Below are 17,778 nucleotides of genomic sequence, written 5' to 3'. Positions count from 1 at the left end.
CTCGACGGCCTGAGCCCGGTGCGATACCGAGCCCAGGCCCTCGCAGCCTAGGATTTGCATTAGCAGTCCAACCCGCGGGGTCCAGTGCAGTGCAAGGGTCCATTCACGCATGCGGGGGAGGACAAATTCGGGACCGGCCGGCGGGTGCCCTGGGGCGACTCGGCCGTAACGCGTTGTTCACCGACACGCCAGACTTCCAGCGAGCCGGCGAGCGATTTCGGCGGTACCGTCGGCAGTAACAGGCAGCGGGGAAGTTGCCTGTGCGGGAGGTTCTGATACGTGACTGAGCTAGTGAGCGCGAGAGGGCCGGTACCCGGTCCTCGTGTCACCTGACACATCGGACCCGACCGGCCGAGCGACAGAGTTTGCGCGGTGCCGCGCGAACGTAGGAGCCCCACGTGACCACTTCACGCTCCGTTTCCGCCCCCCTTCGGACATTCGTGCTCGATACCTCGGTTCTGCTGTCGGATCCCTGGGCAGTCATCAGGTTCGCCGAGCACAATGTGGTTCTTCCGTTGGTAGTGATCAGCGAACTGGAAGGCAAACGCCACCATCACGAATTGGGATGGTTCGCGCGGGAATCCTTGCGTATGCTCGACGACCTGCGGGTCGAGTTCGGCCGCCTCGATCAGCCGGTTCCCATCGGAACATCCGGTGGCACATTGCAAGTCGAGCTCAATCACACCGATCCTTCGGTTCTTCCCGTCGGATTCCGCACCGACTCCAACGATTCTCGAATCCTTGCCTGCGCCCTCAATCTGGCGGCCGAAGGCAAGGACGTCGTGCTCGTCAGCAAGGACATCCCGCTGCGCGTCAAAGCCGGCGCTGTCGGTCTTCCGGCCGACGAATACCATGCTCACGACGTCGTGCCGTCCGGCTGGACCGGCATGGCCGAGCTCGACGTGCCGTCCGACGCCGTGGACACCCTCTTCAACGATGGCGTCATCGACCTGGCCGAGGCCCGAGACCTTCCGTGCCACACGGGCGTTCGACTGCTTGCCGGACGGCAGAGTGCGCTGGGCCGCGTCACGCCCGACAAGCAGATCCAGCTGGTGCGCGGCGAACGTGAGGCCTTCGGCCTGCACGGTCGCTCGGCGGAACAGCGTGTGGCGCTCGATTTGCTACTCGACGAGAGCATCGGTATCGTCTCGCTCGGCGGAAAGGCCGGCACCGGTAAGTCGGCGCTGGCGCTCACGGCCGGTCTCGAAGCCGTCCTCGAACGCCGATCGCACCGCAAAGTTGTTGTCTTCCGGCCTCTTTACGCCGTCGGTGGACAGGAGCTCGGCTACCTTCCCGGTAGCGAGAGCGAAAAGATGGGTCCGTGGGGCCAGGCGGTCTTCGACACTCTCGAAGGGCTCGCGAGCCCCGAGGTGATGGAGGAGGTCATCGCCCGCGGAATGCTGGAGGTGTTGCCGCTGACGCACATTCGCGGTCGATCGCTGCACGATTCCTTCGTCATCGTGGACGAGGCGCAGTCACTCGAGCGCAACGTGCTGCTGACCGTCCTGTCCAGGTTGGGCAGCGGCTCACGCGTCGTACTCACCCACGACGTCGCACAGCGAGACAACCTTCGGGTCGGACGGCACGACGGCGTGGCGGCCGTGATCGAAAAGCTCAAGGGGCACCCGCTTTTCGCGCATATCACCCTCACCCGCAGTGAGCGTTCACCGATTGCCGCACTGGTGACGGAAATGCTGGAGGAGTTCGGACCGTCGGGAGCCTGACCCCCCTGGTGAGCGGAACCTCGTAGTCCACTACGAGGTTCCGCGCACATGGGTCATCGTCCGATGAGAGCTCGAAGTATCCCTCTCGCAGTACCTTTCAGGAAATCGACGGTGTCGAAGTAGTCACGCCACACGGCCACCTTGCCGTCGCGCAGCTCGAAGGTGCCGCACACCCAGAACTCGATTCGGACTCGACGCCAGATCAAGGCGTCGGTGCGCTCGGTCAGGACGGTGTCCCCCTTCGACGCAATGTTGTGGACGATGACATCGAAGCCGAACGCAGGCTTGGCGAGCACCGCCAGGAACCGTCCGACGTTCGAGCTACCGCGTACTTTCGGTAGCCCGACGTTGTGCCAGACGACCCGCTCGTCGAGAACAGTCATTGCGCGCTCGATGTCGCGAGATTTCAGCGCGTCGAACAAATTTTCCACGACGTCGGTTGCCTGCTGTGTTTCCGTCATTGACCGTTCCGTTCCCTCGCCATCGAAGAACTCGAGTCTGACAGTGTTTCACCGGAATGTCGCCCGGGCCGGCGACGTGCTCGGTGAGTCGGAGAACGGACCTACGTCGACCTGGCGTTAGGAGAATTCACAGAGGTCAGGGGCATGCCGTCGGGCGTTCAGGTGCAGGCGCTACGGTTACCGCATGTCTACGAACCTGTCCGACGGTGATCTGCTGGTCCGTTTGGAGCCCGCGGTCGAAGAGAATCTACGACGCCACATCGAGGCTGCGAACGAGTGGCACCCCCACGACCTCGCGCCGTTCGACGACGGCAAGAACTTCGCATTCCTCGGAGGCGAGGACTGGTCACCCGAGCAATCGCACCTCAGTGACGTCGAAATCCTGGCCGCGACGGTCGCTGTGCTGGTGGCCGACAACTTGCCCGCCTACCACCGCGAGTTGGCGCACGCGCTCACCGGCCTCGGGGCCTGGTGGAAATGGACCGGCCGATGGACGTCGGAGGAGAACCGGCAGTCGATCGTGCTGCGTAACTACCTGGTGGTGACCCGCGCCGTCGACCCGGTGGCGCTCGAGCGCATCCGGATGGAGCACATGACTCTCGGCTACGACGCGCCGAGCCTTCATCTGCTCGACATCCTGGCCGACTTCGCTATCGAGGAAGCTGCCGCCGCGCTGCGGCATCGGAACACCGTTGCCCTCTGCAAGGACCCTGTACTGGCCACGATCCTCGGCAAGATCGCCGACGACGACGCACTGCAATCGTCGTTCTACTCCAACATCCTGAACGAGGCCTTTGCCGTTGTCCCGGATCAGGCGGCGCGCGCCATTGCAGACCGCGTGAAGGGGTTTGCCATTCCCGTGGTGGATCTGCCCGAGCGTGGCAGCAGCACCGTCGCCCTGGCCGAGGCCGGGATCTACGACGCCGATCAGGAACGCGAAAAAGTGTTCAAGCCGCTGCTCGCCGGCTGGAAGATCTTCGACCGTACGGATCTGGGCGAGGACGGCCTGAAGGCACGCGAGGAACTCTCGCACCTGGCCTGAGGTTCATATCCTGTGAAAACGTGAATGGTCCATTGCACACGTCTTGGCGGTGTGCAATGGACCATTCACGCGTTTCGGGGCGAACAGAGAAGCTAGTCCTTCACCTTCGCCATGGCGAGGACGTCGAGGCGCTTGTCGAGTTCTGCTTCGCTGAGCTTGTCACCGATCAGTCCGCGGTCGATGACCGTCTGACGGATTGTCTTCTTCTCCTTCAGTGCCTGCTTGGCGACTGCGGCCGCTTCCTCGTAGCCGATTGCGGAGTTGAGCGGCGTCACGATGGACGGCGAGGACTCGGCGAGGGTCTTGAGGTGCTCCACGTTGGCTTCGAGGCCGACGACGCACTTGTCGGCGAACAGCACCGAGACGTTGGCGAGCAGCTTGAAGGATTCGAGAACGTTGCGCGCCATCATCGGGATGTACACGTTGAGCTCGAATGCACCCGACGCGCCGCCGAATGCCACGGCAGCGTCGTTGCCGATGACCTGAGCGGCCACCTGTGTAACGGCTTCGGGCAGAACGGGATTGACCTTGCCGGGCATGATGGAGCTACCGGGCTGAAGGTCGGGCAGGGCGATCTCGCCCAGTCCGGTCAGCGGTCCCGATCCCATCCAACGAATGTCGTTGGCAATCTTGGTCAACGACACCGCGATGGTGCGTAGTGCGCCGGATGCCTCGACGAGTCCGTCGCGCGCAGCCTGTGCCTCGAACGAGTCCTTGGCCGCGGTGAGTGCGTCGATACCGGTCGACTCGACCAGTGCTGCAACAACTTTCGGGCCGAAGCCGTCGGGTGCGTTGAGGCCGGTGCCGACAGCTGTACCGCCGATGGGCAGTTCGCCCAGTCGGGGCAGGGTGGCCTCGACGCGCTCGATGCCGGCTTCGATCTGGCGTGCGTAACCGCCGAATTCCTGGCCGAGAGTGACCGGAACTGCGTCCATCAGGTGGGTGCGGCCGGACTTGACGACGTGCTTCCACTCGGTGGCCTTGGTCACCAGAGCTTCGTGCAGGTGCCGCAGTGCGGGCACCAGCGAGGTGACGGCTGCTTCGGTGGCGGCGACATGCGTTGCCGTCGGGAACGTGTCGTTGGAGGACTGCGACATGTTGACGTGGTCGTTGGGGTGCACCTCGACGCCGGCAGCCTTCGCGATCGACGCGATGACCTCGTTGGCGTTCATGTTGGAGCTGGTGCCCGAGCCGGTCTGGAAGACGTCGATCGGGAACTGATCGTCGTGCTTGCCTTCGGCGATTTCGTTGGCGGCGGCGACGATCGCGTCGGCCAGTGTGCCGTCGAGCAGACCGAGGTCCTTGTTGACCTGCGCGCAGGCTGCCTTGAGCAGACCCATTGCGCGGATCTGCGTGCGCTCGAGCGGACGTCCCGAGATGGGGAAGTTCTCCACCGCGCGCTGAGTCTGGGCACGCCAGAGCGCATCGATGGGAACGCGAACCTCTCCCATGGTGTCGTGTTCGATCCGGAACTGCTGTTCGTCTGTCTGCGTCATGAGCCTTACTTTGCCAGTAGTGGTTTCTTCGATCAGAAGGACGGGATGGCGCCGGAGGTGTCGCCGTCGAAGTCGATGGTCGAGTACTCCTTGAGCTTGTTCAGCTGGTGGTACGCATCGATCATGCGCACCGTGCCGGACTTGGAGCGCATCACGATGGACTGCGTGTGTGCGCCGCCGCCCGAGTACCGCACGCCCTGCAGCAGATCGCCGTCGGTGACGCCGGTCGCGGTGAAGAAGACGTTCTCGCCCGACACCAGATCCTCGGTGAACAGAACCCGGTCCAGATCGTGACCGGCGTCGATGGCCTTCTGCCGCTCGTCGTCATCGGTCGGAGCCAGCATGCCCTGGTGTGCGCCACCCATGCAGCGCATCGCGGCAGCGGCGATGATGCCCTCGGGAGTGCCGCCGGTGCCCATGAGGATATCGATCGGGGAGGTGGGCCTGGCTGCCGCAATGGCACCGGCGACGTCTCCGTCGGAGATCAACCGGATGCGGGCGCCGGTCTCACGCACCTGCTGGATCAGTTCGGCGTGACGAGGCCGGTCGAGGATGCACACCGTGACGTCCGAGGTGGAGCCCTTCTTGATCTTGGCGACGCGGGCGATGTTCTCGGCCACCGGTGCCGTGATGTCGATGGCGTCCGCGAAGTCGGGTCCGACGGCGATCTTCTTCATGTAGAAGACGGCGGACGGATCGAACATTGCGCCACGCTCGGCGACGGCGAGAACCGAGATGGCGTTGGGCATACCCTTGGCCATCAGCGTGGTTCCGTCGACGGGATCGACGGCGAAGTCGACCTCGGGGCCGTTGCCGTTGCCGACCTGCTCCCCGTTGTAGAGCATCGGCGCTTCGTCCTTCTCGCCTTCGCCGATGACCACGACGCCGCGCATGGAAACAGAACTGACCAACTGCCGCATGGCGTCTACCGCAGCTCCGTCGCCACCTTCCTTGTCGCCGCGACCGACCCAGCGGCCCGACGCGAGAGCACCGGCCTCGGTGACGCGTACGAGTTCGAGTGCGAGGTTGCGATCTGGCGCCATGGCGCGAGTGGACTCGGTGCTGGCCGTCATCGGTTTGTAGCCTCCTGGTTGGTGGGGTGTTACCCAGGCGCGATTATCTCACTTCTGTGATGCCCGCGGTGGCGTCGGGTCGACTGTGAGGCACGTGCCCACCGAGCATCGCCGTGCAGAGGGGATACTGGTGTGGTGGCGAACAGCAAACCCCGAATTCTCAACAACAACCGCGACATGGTCTGGTCGCTCATTCCTCTGGTCATCGCGTGTTTGTTGATTGCTGGTATCGCCAGTCAGTGCTCGCTGAGCCCAGGCGGCCCCACACAAGGGCCGATCCCCAACTTCGACGTGAACTCGGCCTTGCAGTACGACGCGTCGGAAATCGGATTTCCGGTGCGAAACCCGGAGGTTCCCGACGAGTGGACGCCGAACTCGGGTAGTCGCGCGACGATCTCGGGCGACAGCGGGGGACCGGCCACGACTGTCGGATACATCACGGGTACCGGCGCATACCTGCAGTTGACCCAATCCACCGCTTCCGAGGAATTGCTCGTTCCGTTCGTCGGCGGGAGCGAAACGCTGTACGCGTCGGGCACCCAGAACGTCTCGGGTCGAGATTGGGTGGTCTACGGCGAGGAAGGTGCGCGAAACTATTGGGTCTCGGACTTCGGCGACGTCCGAATACTGCTGGGGGGCAGCGCAACCACCGAGGAATTCACCACCCTCGCGGAAGCTATCGAAGTCTCCGAACCCCTCGCTTCCTAGCTGTCCTTCTCGGTGCTCGCGAGCGCGGTCTCGATCCGCTTGCGAGCACCGGCGAGTTGCTCCTCGCAGCGCGACGCCAGCTGCTCGCCGCGTTCCCACAGGGCCAGGGACGCATCGAGATCCAGGCCGCCCTGCTCGAGAATTTTCACCACTCCGACCAGTTCGTCTCGGGCTTCCTCGTAGCCCAGTTCCGACACCGGCTTGTCTTCGTTCTCGCTCATGGAATCTCCTTCTGTCGTCATTTCACTCGGCCCATCACTGCGGCGGTGACGGCACCGTCGGCCACTCGCACTCTGATCTGTGTACCCGGCGGCGCGTCCTCGACCGAACGCAGCACCTCGGGATCCGAACCCGCCACCACCCGCTGCACGACGGCATAGCCCCGGGCCAGTGTGGCAGCCGGGCCGAGAGTCGACAGCCGCGCCCGCAGATGCTCGACGAGGGTGTCCTGGGTGGTGAGCTCGCGTTGCACGTCGCGGCGGGCCGCGTCGGCGAGTCGACGGATCTCCTCGCGGCGGAGTTCGAGTGCGGCCAGTGGATCCGCCAGTACCGGCCGGTGCCGGAGCATGTCCAGGCCACGTGCCTCGCGCTCGACCCAGCTACGCAGTGCCGCAGCACTTCTGGACTTGAGCTCCGATACGAGCGCTTGCTCCGCGACGGCATCCGGCACAACGAGTTTTGCGGCATCGGTGGGAGTCGCGGCACGCAGATCTGCAACGTGGTCGCTGAGCGGGCTGTCGGGTTCGTGACCGATGGCGCTCACGATCGGCGTCGTCGCCCGTGAGATGGCTCGGCACAGTGCCTCGTCCGAGAACGGCAGCAGATCCTCGACGCTACCGCCGCCGCGGGCCAGGATGATGATGTCGACGCCGGGATCGTCGTTCAGATCTTTCAGTGCGTCCAGAATCGCCGGTACCGCCTGTGGCCCCTGAACGGGCGTGTTCCGAACCTCGAATCGGACTGCGGGCCAACGCCTCTGAGCGACGGTGAGGACGTCTTTCTCGGCTGCGCTTGCTCGTGCGGTGATGAGTCCGATGGTGCCGGGCAGGAACGGCAACGGGCGCTTGAGGCGTGGGTCGAACAACCCCTCGGCAGCGAGCAGAGCCCGGAGACGTTCGATGCGGGCGAGCAATTCGCCGACACCTACCGCGCGAATATCGGTGGCGCGCAGCGAAATGGTGCCGCGACCGGTGAAAAACGACAGTTTGCCGTAGAGAATGACCCGCGCGCCCTCGGTCAGTGGAACGGGAGAACGGTCGAGCAACTGAGGTGAGCACGTGACCGACAACGACATGTCGGCCGACGGATCACGCAGCGTCAGGAAGGCCGTACGAGTACCGGGACGAGCGTTGATCTGGGTGAGCTGTCCCTCGACCCAGATGCTGCCGAGCTTGTCGATCCAGCCGGCGACCTTCATGGCGACGGTGCGCACCGGCCACGGTAGTTCGGCGGTACTGGCACCGGACTGAGCTGGGCCGGACTGGGTGGGGGGAGTGCTCACTTGGCCTTGGCGGTGGTGATGCGGTTGGCCAGCATCGTTTGGAACGGTGCGCGGGCGAGTGTGTCGTTCTCGTAATCGAGCAGAGTCTCGAGGTCCTCGACCGAGAGCGTGCGCAACCGAGCGCGGAGCTGAGCCAGGGCGAGGGTGTCGAAGTCGATCATCTCGACGATCTCGGGCTTGTCGGCGGACGGGCCGCGCTTGGCCGAGGTGTCCTGGACGGGCTCGTCCAGCGGAGGCGTCGAATAGAGAGCGAAGCGGCCGTTGGCGGCTGTGGGCTCGGTCACCGGCGCGTCCGGCACATCGACGTCGTCGGTGATGATCGGGGCCTCGAAGGCGTCGTCCTCGTCGAACGAGGCCCACGCGGGCTGCTCCTCGCGCGGAGTTCCGATCACCGGCAGAGCCGAGATCGCCACATCGCCCTTGATGGCCAACGCCGTCACCTGCTGCTGAAACCGCATACCGCGGGCCAGCGCTTCACTGACGACCGTCATCGGCAGCATCAGCGCAGATCCGGGAAGCTTGCGAGCCTCTTCCACGACGGTCACCGCGACGCCAGCAGCCACGCGAGCGGCAAAGGGGACTCGAGTCATGCCCACCAGACTGCCCGAAGTCGTGAAATTTGGGTAGCCGACAGGCTGGAGGCGCAGCGCTCAGTCAGTCGGTGGAGCCTGCGGAACGGTCGGGTTGCTGCATCTACACGTATCCTGGGAGGTATGTCTTCGGCTGTTCCTCTGAATCTTGGTATTGCACACTCCGCCGGCGCGGGTAAGTCCGCTTATGCGGGCGGCAAGCGCGTGCTTCTCGCGGAGCCTCGGGGCTATTGCGCGGGTGTCGATCGTGCGGTCGAGACCGTCGAGAAAGCACTGGAGCAGCACGGTGCGCCGGTGTACGTGCGCAAGGAGATCGTGCACAACAAGCACGTGGTCGAAACTCTGTCCGATCGCGGCGCGGTCTTCGTCGAAGAGACCGACGAGGTGCCGGAGGGTTCCTTGCTCGTGTTCTCGGCGCACGGCGTCTCACCGGCCGTACACACCTCCGCGGCAGAGCGGAACCTGCGCACCATCGATGCCACCTGCCCGTTGGTGACCAAGGTGCACCAGGAAGCGAAGCGATTCGCTCGTGACGACTACGACATTCTCCTGATCGGCCATGAGGGCCACGAGGAGGTCGAGGGCACCGCAGGAGAGGCTCCCGAGCACATTCAGCTGGTGGACGGCCCCGAATCTGTCGCCAACGTCACCGTCCGGGACGAGAACAAGGTGATCTGGTTGTCTCAGACCACGCTGAGCGTCGACGAGACGATGATGACCGTGGCCAAGCTGCGTGAGCGATTCCCGACGCTGCAGGACCCGCCGAGCGACGACATCTGCTACGCCACGCAGAACCGTCAGGTCGCGGTGAAGGCCATGGCGCCGGAATGCGATCTGGTGATCGTCGTCGGCTCGAAGAACTCGTCGAACTCGGTGCGTCTGGTCGAGGTTGCCCTCGGTGCCGGCGCACGGGCGAGCTACCTCGTCGACTACGCCAAAGAGATCGATCTGGGCTGGCTCGACGGGGTCGAGACCGTCGGCATCACCTCGGGCGCGTCGGTGCCGGAAATCCTGGTGCAGGGCGTCATCGACCTGTTTGCCGAGCATGGATACGCCGACGTGCAGCCGGTCACCACGGCCAACGAGACGCTGGTGTTCTCACTGCCCCGCGAACTGCGACCGGCTCGATAGGCCCGCTCTACAGGCCCGACAGCCGCCTTCGGTCGGCGCTGGACAGCTTGGGGGGCCTGCGCGACGTCGCGTCAGTCGGCGTGACGATCGCGGTATCGAACCCGCGGTACCGGATGCGGCGGAATGTCGTCTCGGTGGGCAGTAGGCAGAGCGTGATTGCCCGGGGCCTGATCGGCGTCGGCGGGCGAAGGCGTCCGGGGAGCCCCGACCGGCCGGGAGCCGGTGCGGTACGTATCGGCGTCCGCACGTGGAGGCTGCCCGTAAGCCGACCGCCCACGGCGAGCTTCGGTGGAATAGCTGGACTCGGTGGAATACCGGGATTCCGCTGACTGCGGTTGCTGAATTCTTCGAGACTGGGCCTGCTGCGGTTGTGGCTGCTGTGACTGTGGCTGCTGGGACCGAGTCTGCGGATACAGAGCTCGCGGGTACTCGGGCTTCTCGTGGTCGGGCTCGAGCTGGTCGGGCTTCTGGTGATCAGGCCTGGCGTACTCCCCGCGAGAGGAATCAGCGGCATATCGGCTCTGCGTCGACGGTATCGGCGCTGCCGCGCGGCGAGGAGTCGAATCCATTCCGGCGCGCGCTGCGCTTTGCTGCGCACCCGAAGCTGGGTCTGTTCTTCTCCGGCCCACGTACGGCCCCGGCACGATGTCGGTGGCCTCCGCATCGGCGTCGACACTGCGGCCGACCGCCGGGGTGACTCGTCTGCGACTGCGTTCAGGACGCTCTTCGGACACCCGTCGCTGCGCGCGGGTCGGCTTGTCCTCGGCGCGCTTCGGGCTCCGTCGAACGGCCGGGGCGTGTGTGTTCTGACGCTTGAGAACGATGCGCACTGCGCCCAGCCCGACGGCGACAACCGTGCCGAGCAGCATCAACGGAAACCGGTTGACCAGCGGAATTGCCACGTTGAGAATGATGTCCTTGAGGCTGGTTCCCGCGTCGTCGGTGAAGTACTGATACGACAGCGGGACCGCAACGAACAGGATGAGCGGGGCCTGCACCATCGCGGTGAACAGTCCGCGGTAGCGGACCAACACCACACCGGCGATGCAGCCGAGGACGTACAGGAATGCGAACGCGCCGGTCAATTCTGTGCCGCGGGCAGCATCGATGAGGAACCCGAGGAAAGTCAGTCCCGCGGCGATCGCCACGGCACCCCACGCAGGCACGCCGGGCAGCGTCGCGAGGATGGATCGGTGATCCAGCGGCACCCCGGATCGGGCACGTTGGGAGGTAGACACCCCTCGAGGTTAGCCGTAGTTCAGCCGACTGCATCCTCGACATGACCGAAGTCGTGCCGGTAGCGAGACGAATCGGACAGGGTGGGGCGCGTGTCCACTCGGCCGATCTCGACCGGCTCGGCGTCGAACAGTTCCAGTTCGTGGAGCTTTCTCGCCGTCACGCTCACCCTGGAGTCGACCGATCCGACGGTGGAGTTGAAGGAGTCCACGGCCTTGCCGAGGTTGGCCCCGAGCTTGTCCAGGTGCGTCGACACGACGCCGATGCGGGTGTACAGCTCGCGGCCCAACTGCTGGATGCGCGCCGCGTCCTCGGCCAACGACTCCTGCTTCCAGGTATAGGCGACAGTGCGCAACAGCGCGACCAACGTGGTGGGGGTGGCCAGAATCACGTTCCGGCCGAACGCGTACTCGAGCAAGCCGGTGTCGGATGTCAGTGCCGCATCCAGAAACGGGTCGCCGGGAACGAACAGGACGACGAATTCCGGCGTCGGCTCGAACGCTTCCCAGTACGCCTTGTCGGCCAACTGATCGATATGGGTGCGCAGCTGTTTGGCATGGCGTCGCAGGTTCTTCTCACGCACACCGGGGTCTTCGTCCTGAGCGGCGTCGAGGTACGCCGCGAACGGCACTTTGGCGTCGACGACGATCTGGCGACCGCCGGCAAGACGGACGATCATGTCGGGTCGGATGCCGTCCTTGCTGACCTGCGTGTCGAAATCGCAGTGCTTGAGCATTCCCGCCAGTTCGACCACCCGCTCGAGCTGAATCTCGCCCCAGCGTCCTCTGATCTGCGGTGCACGCAGCGCCGTCACCAGTTGGCCGGTCTGCGTGGACAGGTGCATCGATGCCCGGTGCATGCCGGTGACCTGCTCCGTCAAGCCTGCATAGGCCCTGATTCGATTGTGCTCGACTTGCCGCACGTGCTCGGAAAGCGCGTCGACGGCGTCGTGGAGGGGCTCGACCAAATGCGAGACCTGTTGTCCGATCACGGTGGAGTTCCGCCTCGCGGAATCCTCGTTGACCGCGCTCAACGACTGTCGAAGCATGGTCTCGTGCTCGCGCAGCGCAGCCAGTTGTGCCTCGGCTCGGACCGCTCGGTCTCCCGTCCGTGAGGCGTGCAGCAACCAGCCCACGATCACTCCGATACCGAGAGCCACGAGTAGGCCGATCGCCGTCAGAAGGTTCATGGAGACAGATGATGCAGGACACCACCGACAGACTCCGGTACCCGTGTTCGGCGGACCCTCGTCACATTCCGACAGGCCGACGCGCCTCGAGAAGTTTGTCGGTGCCACCCGATAGCGTCGTCGGTATGAGAATCCTGCACACCTCGGACTGGCACATAGGTCGCACCTTTCACGGTGTCGACCTGTTGGCCGATCAGGGTGCAGCGCTGGAGTCCATTGCGAAACTGGTTGCGGCACAGTCGATCGATGTAGTGGTGGTGCCCGGCGATATCTACGATCGTGCGGTGCCGAGCGCGGACGCGGTCGTGCTCTGCAATCGTGGACTCGAGGCAATCCGAGCGGCCGGTGCCGTCATCGTCGCGACGTCGGGCAACCACGACTCTCCGGCTCGGCTCGGAGCTGGAGCTGCGTTCGCCTCCGCCGGAGGGCTGCACTTGATGACGCAGGTGGGCGATGTCGCGACACCGGTCGTCATCGGCGACGAGCACGGTGAGGTCGCGTTCTACGGCATCCCGTACCTGGAGCCCGAAACCACGCGTCTGGAGCTCGATGTTCCCACCGCACGCACCCACGCCGAGGTGCTCGGAGCCGCGATGGACCGTGTACGCGCCGATCTTGCAGCGAGAACCGCTGCCGGACAACGTGTGCGCTCGGTCGTGCTCGCACATGCATTCATCGTCGGGGGTGAGGCGACCGGATCGGAGCGGTCCATCTCGTCCGGCGGCATCGAAACCGCACCGGCGTCGGCGTTCGACGGAGTCGACTACGTGGCGCTCGGCCATCTGCATTCCCCGCAGGTTCTCACCGACCGGGTGAGGTACTCGGGGTCTCCGCTGCCGTACTCGTTCGGTGAGCGATCGCACCGCAAGGCCGTGTGGATCCTCGAACTCGACGCCGACGGGCTGGGCAGCGTCGAGCGGGTGGACCTCCCGGTGGTGCGCGGGCTCGCTCGGATCGAGGGTACCGTCGAGGAATTGCTCTCGGACGCAGCATATTCGGGCGTCGAGGATCACTACGTCTCTGCTGTGCTCACCGACGACGTCCGTCCGGTCGACGCAATGCGGTTGCTGCAGCAGCGGTTTCGGCACGCGATACACCTGGAGTGGCGTCGCCCCGAGGGGTCCGCAGAGCTTCGCTATCGCGACCGCGTGCGCGGTCGCAGCGATATCGCCATTGCCACTTCGTTTCTGACGGACATGCGTAGCGAGCCCACCGAAGCGGAGTCCGCGCTGTTGGCGCGCGCGCTGGCGTCCGTACAGCGAGAGAACGAGGTAGCCGACGGCAGTGCTGCAGACCGCAGTGTTGCAGACCGCGGTGCTGCATGAGATTGCATTCGCTCGAGATCACCGCCTTCGGCCCCTTCGCCGGTACCGAGACGGTCGATTTCGATGCACTCGGAGCTGATGGCCTCTTCCTTCTGCACGGGCACACCGGGGCCGGCAAGACGACGGTGCTCGACGCCGTGGCATTCGCGCTGTACGGCACGGTGCCCGGAGCGCGTCGTGAGGGCAAGCGACTGCTGTCCGACCATGCAGCCCTGGGAGCAGTACCGCAGGTGACCCTCGAGGCGACTCTCGGTGGCCGACGCATCCGGATAGTGCGCAGTCCGGAGTTCCTGCGGCCCAAGCTCAGAAGTACCGGGACCACCAAGCAACACGCCAAAGCGAGTCTCACCTGGCTCGATGGTCGTGGCCAGAACCTCACCCGGCTGAGCGAGATCGGCGATGCCGTCAACGCTCTGCTGGGAATGAGCGCCGACCAGTTCTTCCAGGTGGTGCTGTTGCCGCAGGGCGAGTTCGCGCGATTTTTGAGAGCCGACAGTGACGAGCGCGGCACTCTGCTCGAAAGGCTCTTCGACACCGGCCGTTTCGGTGACGTCGAGGAGTGGTTCGCGCAGCGCCGCCGAGAATTGGCGGCCGAACTCGCCGACGCCCACCACAACATCGACATCATGCTCGGTCGGGTATCGCAGGCATCGGGAGTGCCCGAGCCGACGAGCACCGACGCCGAACGGTCGGACCCGCTCGATTGGGCGGCCGACGTGCTGGCCGACGCGCGGCAGAATCGGACTCTCGCGCAAGGTCGGGCGGTGCTGATCGACGCGGCAGCTCGGCGTTCGTCCGAAGCTCTGGCTCAGGCCACCACCGTGCTGGATCTGCAGCGTCGACGCGTTCTTGCGGAGGGTCAGCTCGCGCAGCACCACGACGGTGAGTCGGCCCGGGCTGCGCTCAGAGCCCAGTGTGCCGACTCCGTCGCGGCGGGCCCGATCGCGGACGCCGCTGCCGATCTGGCTCTGGCGCACACGACGGCCGAGGCGGCAACCACCGCGTTGGCAGCGGCCGAGCGCGAATTGCCGACGTCGGCGGAAGGACAGCGTTTTCACGATGCGCTGCACTGGCCGCCCGGCCCGGGCGACCCTGCCGACGAGCGCACCGTCGTCGCGCAATTCGTGCGTGACTGGACCACCGATGTCGCCAGAATGCAGTCGTTGCTCGGCGTGGTACGCGAGGCGGACAAGCTCGACAGCACCATCGTCGACTATCTGGGCCAGCAGCGCAGCACCGCAGCGCAGATCGAGCGGATCGAGCAGCAGCAGGCCTCGTTGCCCGAAAAGATCGCGGCCGCCGAATCTCGGGCGGCGCGAGCAGACGCGGCCGAGTCGTCGTTGCCGGGCCTCGACGAGCGCTGCGAACGGGCTCGTGCAGCTGCCGAATCCGCCATCGAATTGGTGCGTGAGCGCACCACCCTTCTCGAGTGCGAACGCTCCCGCGACACCGCTGCCGCCGCACACAACACTGCGTGGGAGCGCTTGCTCGATCTTCGTGAACGCCGCATCGACGGGATGGCAGCAGAGCTGGCAGCTCGCTTGACAGCGGGCGAGCCGTGCGAGGTATGCGGATCGGCCGAGCATCCACACCCCGCCGCGGCCTCGTCGTCGAAAGTGACCAAGGCGCAGGAAGACAAGGCAGCAGCCGCCGAACGCACGGCAGCTGCCGCTCGCGACCGAGCGATCGCGGCTGTGGCGGAGGCCAGACGCGCGGTGGACCTGCTGCACGATCGCACCGGGGGAGCCACTCTCGCAGAGCTGACCCAGGCCCTCGACACTGCAACGAGTTCACTGCAGGACGCCCGGACGACGGCAGCGGATGCCGAACCGGCGAGGGCGGAATCGAGCCGACTGCGCCGCGAGACGGACGAATTGACCGCCACGCTCAACAACCTCGTCGCGTCACGAGTGGCCGTGGCCGAGAGAATCTCGGCTACCGAGAAATCGCTGGCGCAGATGCGTAAGTCGGTGGCTTCCGAAGTAGGCGAGGGAGAGTCGCTGATCGATCGAATCGCCGAACGTGAGGCGTTGATCGACGGGGCGCGGCGAATCCAGGAAGCGCGGATCGCCTGGCTCGACGCCAGCGCGAGGGCGCACGAGCTACGAGTCGAACTGGACCTGCGCGTGGCTGCATCGAATTTCGACTCTGTGGAGGCGGCTGCCGAGGCGGTGCTGACCACCGATCGAATCGAGCGGATCGAGGCCGAGCTCCGTGCTGCCGACGCGCGGCGGGCGCACGCCGAACACGTACTGCTCGAGCCCGCCATCGTCTCTGTCGCCGGGCTCCCGCCGGTGGATCTGGATCCACTGCGACACACCTGTGACGAGCTGGACCGGCAGGTCAGGTCCGCCGCGGCCACGGTGGCCGAATGCCGAAGGCGAGCAGACGATCTGGAACGGTTGATCGCCGAGCTGTCCACCGCGGCCGAGGCCATCGCGCCGCAACAAGCGGAGTTCGACGAACTCGCCAACCTGGCGGACGTGGTGGCCGGTCGAGGTCAGAATGCCAGAAAGATGTCGCTACGGTCCTATGTGCTTGCGTCCAGGCTCGAGGACGTCGCCGAGTTGGCCTCCGCGCGATTGCGTCGAATGTCGTCGGGGCGGTACGAATTCGTTCACTCCGACGAGGCGGGTGCCCGCGGCAAGCGTGGTGGACTCGGTCTCGACATCCGCGACGATTACACCGGCGTCGTGCGCTCGGCGAAAACTCTCTCGGGCGGCGAGGCCTTCCTCGCCTCACTGGCTCTCGCGCTGGGGCTCGCCGACGTCGTGGCTGCCGAATCCGGCGGCGTCGTCCTCGACACCATGTTCATCGACGAAGGCTTCGGCACACTCGATGCCGACACACTCGAACAAGTCATGGCAGTTCTCGACGAATTGCGCGCGGGCGGACGCGTGGTCGGCGTGGTCAGTCACGTCGACGAGATGCGCCAGCGCATTCCCAGTCGCCTCTACGTCAAACGGGAGCGCTCCGGGTCGACGCTTCAGGTGGTCGCGTCCTGACCTGACGCGGGCTTGTCGGGCTTCGTCTCGCCCTCGTCGTCCATACCGGCCTGCTCCTCCGTCAATCCGTCGGGCGGCGGAATCTCGTCTTCGAGTTCGTCCTGGGCCGGCTCGTTCGATCGTGCGTCGATCTGTTCGGACAGGTACCGGATCAACACGGCTGCGACCGCGGCAGCCGGCACCGCGAGGAACGCGCCGATGATGCCGAACAGCGAGCTGCCACCCGCAACGGCGAGCAGGACGATCGCCGGATGCAGGTTCATGCTGCGGCTCTGCAGGATCGGCTGCAGCACGTTGCCCTCCAACTGCTGCACCGCAACGATGATGGCCAGCACGATCAGTGCGGTGGTCAGCCCGTTGGCCACCAAGGCAACCAGCACCGCGAGAGCGCCCGCCACGAACGCGCCGACAATCGGGATGAACCCACCGATGAACGTCAGGACCGCCAGCACCAGCGCCAGCGGGACACCGAGAATGACCAGTCCGAGACCGATGAAGAAGGCATCGATGAAGCTGACGATGGCCTGGGTTCGGATGAACCCACCCAACGTCGCCCACATCCGTGAGAGCACCTCGCCCAGATGGCGGCCGGCGCGGCCACCGGAGAACCCGTGCAACCACGGCAGGAACTTCGGTCCGTCCTTGACGAAGAAGAACGTCAGCACCAACACCAGGGCGAGAGTGACCAACAGTGAGCCGGCTGCGGACACGCCGGTGAACACCCCGGTGGCGATGACCTCACCGCTGTCCTGCAGCCGCGAGATGATCGCCGACACAGCCGAGTCGATCTGGTCGTCGCCGACGTTCAGCGGCGGACCCTTGAGCCAGTCCTGAACCTGGGCGATACCGCCCGACGCCTGGTCGACCAACTCCGGTGCCTGATCGGCGACCGAGGGGACGATCAGAGTGATGATTCCGCCGATGACGACGAAGAACACCACGAGCGAGACCGACGCGGCCAACGCCGGTGGACATCCGAGCCGCATCATCAACTTCGCCGGTGGCCACAACACCGTCGCGACGATGACTGCGAGCAGGACCGGTAGCAGGATCACCCACAGATGGCCGATCAGCCAGCCGAACACCCACGCTCCGGCCGCGATCGACACCAGGATCAGCGACCACTTGGCGAGCCACAGGCCGCCGACTCCGATGAGATCGCCGCGGTCTTTGCCGGACGTGGCCGATGCCTCGGACTTTCGTGGCACTGCCGATTCGGTCACTGGGGTTTCCTCACATTCGGCGGATGGCGGATCGTGAAGAACCATAACGCCCGCCACCGTCTCCCCGTGGGCCA

General features: G+C 65.4%; 15 protein-coding genes. 6 read left to right on the top strand and 9 right to left on the bottom strand.

Going from position 1 to position 17,778, the window contains the following annotated elements; translation table 11 throughout:
• Positions 1-398: 398 nt before the first annotated feature.
• Positions 399-1,724, top strand: a complete 1,326-nt coding sequence (locus ACIGGF_RS24185) for a PhoH family protein (protein WP_397523626.1) — start codon at positions 399-401, stop codon at positions 1,722-1,724.
• A 53-nt stretch (positions 1,725-1,777) separates the two neighbouring features.
• On the opposite strand, the gene ACIGGF_RS24180 is transcribed toward ACIGGF_RS24185, so the two are convergent.
• Positions 1,778-2,185: a limonene-1,2-epoxide hydrolase family protein gene (locus ACIGGF_RS24180; RefSeq protein WP_397523625.1), complete on the bottom strand. Its 408-nt coding sequence runs from the start codon at positions 2,183-2,185 to the stop codon at positions 1,778-1,780.
• A gap of 184 nt (positions 2,186-2,369) precedes the next feature.
• On the opposite strand from ACIGGF_RS24180, the gene ACIGGF_RS24175 reads away from it, so the two are divergent.
• Entirely contained in the window at positions 2,370-3,227 is an 858-nt protein-coding gene (locus ACIGGF_RS24175; protein ID WP_397523624.1) for an acyl-ACP desaturase, read from the top strand.
• Positions 3,228-3,319: 92 nt separating this feature from the next.
• Here the strand turns inward: ACIGGF_RS24175 and ACIGGF_RS24170 are convergent, their stop codons facing one another.
• Positions 3,320-4,723: a class II fumarate hydratase gene (locus tag ACIGGF_RS24170; protein WP_397523623.1), complete on the bottom strand. Its 1,404-nt coding sequence runs from the start codon at positions 4,721-4,723 to the stop codon at positions 3,320-3,322.
• 32 nt (positions 4,724-4,755) lie between these two features.
• The gene (gene glpX / locus ACIGGF_RS24165) at positions 4,756-5,796 is read right to left on the bottom strand and encodes a class II fructose-bisphosphatase (RefSeq protein ID WP_397523622.1); all 1,041 of its coding nucleotides are present in this window, start codon (positions 5,794-5,796) and stop codon (positions 4,756-4,758) included.
• Positions 5,797-5,931: 135 nt separating this feature from the next.
• Here glpX and ACIGGF_RS24160 point away from each other — a divergent pair, with 135 nt between their 5' ends.
• The gene (locus ACIGGF_RS24160; RefSeq protein ID WP_397523621.1) at positions 5,932-6,504 is read left to right on the top strand and encodes a DUF4245 domain-containing protein; all 573 of its coding nucleotides are present in this window, start codon (positions 5,932-5,934) and stop codon (positions 6,502-6,504) included.
• On the opposite strand, the gene ACIGGF_RS24155 is transcribed toward ACIGGF_RS24160, so the two are convergent.
• From ACIGGF_RS24155 to ACIGGF_RS24145, 3 genes are all read right to left on the bottom strand, one after another.
• On the bottom strand, positions 6,501-6,725 hold the full coding sequence (locus ACIGGF_RS24155; RefSeq protein ID WP_094681022.1) for an exodeoxyribonuclease VII small subunit: 225 nt from the start codon (positions 6,723-6,725) through the stop codon (positions 6,501-6,503). The two genes, ACIGGF_RS24160 and ACIGGF_RS24155, sit on opposite strands and share 4 nt — an antisense overlap.
• Before the next feature lie 17 nt (positions 6,726-6,742).
• Positions 6,743-7,921: an exodeoxyribonuclease VII large subunit gene (gene xseA / locus ACIGGF_RS24150; RefSeq protein WP_397523628.1), complete on the bottom strand. Its 1,179-nt coding sequence runs from the start codon at positions 7,919-7,921 to the stop codon at positions 6,743-6,745.
• 80 nt (positions 7,922-8,001) lie between these two features.
• Positions 8,002-8,595, bottom strand: coding sequence for a lipid droplet-associated protein (locus ACIGGF_RS24145; RefSeq protein WP_397523620.1), 594 nt, complete (start codon positions 8,593-8,595; stop codon positions 8,002-8,004).
• A gap of 123 nt (positions 8,596-8,718) precedes the next feature.
• On the opposite strand from ACIGGF_RS24145, the gene ACIGGF_RS24140 reads away from it, so the two are divergent.
• The gene (locus tag ACIGGF_RS24140; protein ID WP_397523619.1) at positions 8,719-9,726 is read left to right on the top strand and encodes a 4-hydroxy-3-methylbut-2-enyl diphosphate reductase; all 1,008 of its coding nucleotides are present in this window, start codon (positions 8,719-8,721) and stop codon (positions 9,724-9,726) included.
• 71 nt (positions 9,727-9,797) lie between these two features.
• On the opposite strand, the gene ACIGGF_RS24135 is transcribed toward ACIGGF_RS24140, so the two are convergent.
• Complete coding sequence (locus ACIGGF_RS24135; protein WP_397523618.1) at positions 9,798-10,964, bottom strand: DUF6542 domain-containing protein; 1,167 nt, start codon at positions 10,962-10,964, stop codon at positions 9,798-9,800.
• 20 nt (positions 10,965-10,984) lie between these two features.
• Positions 10,985-12,151, bottom strand: a complete 1,167-nt coding sequence (locus ACIGGF_RS24130; RefSeq protein WP_397523617.1) for a DNA recombination protein RmuC — start codon at positions 12,149-12,151, stop codon at positions 10,985-10,987.
• 125 nt (positions 12,152-12,276) lie between these two features.
• Here ACIGGF_RS24130 and ACIGGF_RS24125 point away from each other — a divergent pair, with 125 nt between their 5' ends.
• Together ACIGGF_RS24125 and ACIGGF_RS24120 are read left to right on the top strand one after the other, a co-directional pair.
• Positions 12,277-13,476 carry an exonuclease SbcCD subunit D gene (locus ACIGGF_RS24125; RefSeq protein WP_397523616.1) on the top strand — a complete coding sequence of 400 codons (1,200 nt, stop codon included), beginning with the start codon at positions 12,277-12,279 and terminating at the stop codon, positions 13,474-13,476.
• Positions 13,473-16,481 (top strand): AAA family ATPase, encoded by a 3,009-nt coding sequence (locus ACIGGF_RS24120; RefSeq protein ID WP_397523615.1) that lies wholly within the window; start codon positions 13,473-13,475, stop codon positions 16,479-16,481. Before ACIGGF_RS24125 ends, ACIGGF_RS24120 begins: the two co-directional genes overlap by 4 nt.
• Here the strand turns inward: ACIGGF_RS24120 and ACIGGF_RS24115 are convergent.
• Positions 16,463-17,749 (bottom strand): AI-2E family transporter, encoded by a 1,287-nt coding sequence (locus ACIGGF_RS24115; protein WP_397523614.1) that lies wholly within the window; start codon positions 17,747-17,749, stop codon positions 16,463-16,465. The two genes, ACIGGF_RS24120 and ACIGGF_RS24115, sit on opposite strands and share 19 nt — an antisense overlap.
• Positions 17,750-17,778: the final 29 nt, after the last annotated feature.

Origin of the sequence: Rhodococcus sp. NPDC078407, assembly GCF_044542515.1 — a bacterium.
Lineage (GTDB): Bacteria > Actinomycetota > Actinomycetes > Mycobacteriales > Mycobacteriaceae > Rhodococcoides.
This window is presented reverse-complemented; position numbering and strand designations above follow the sequence as displayed.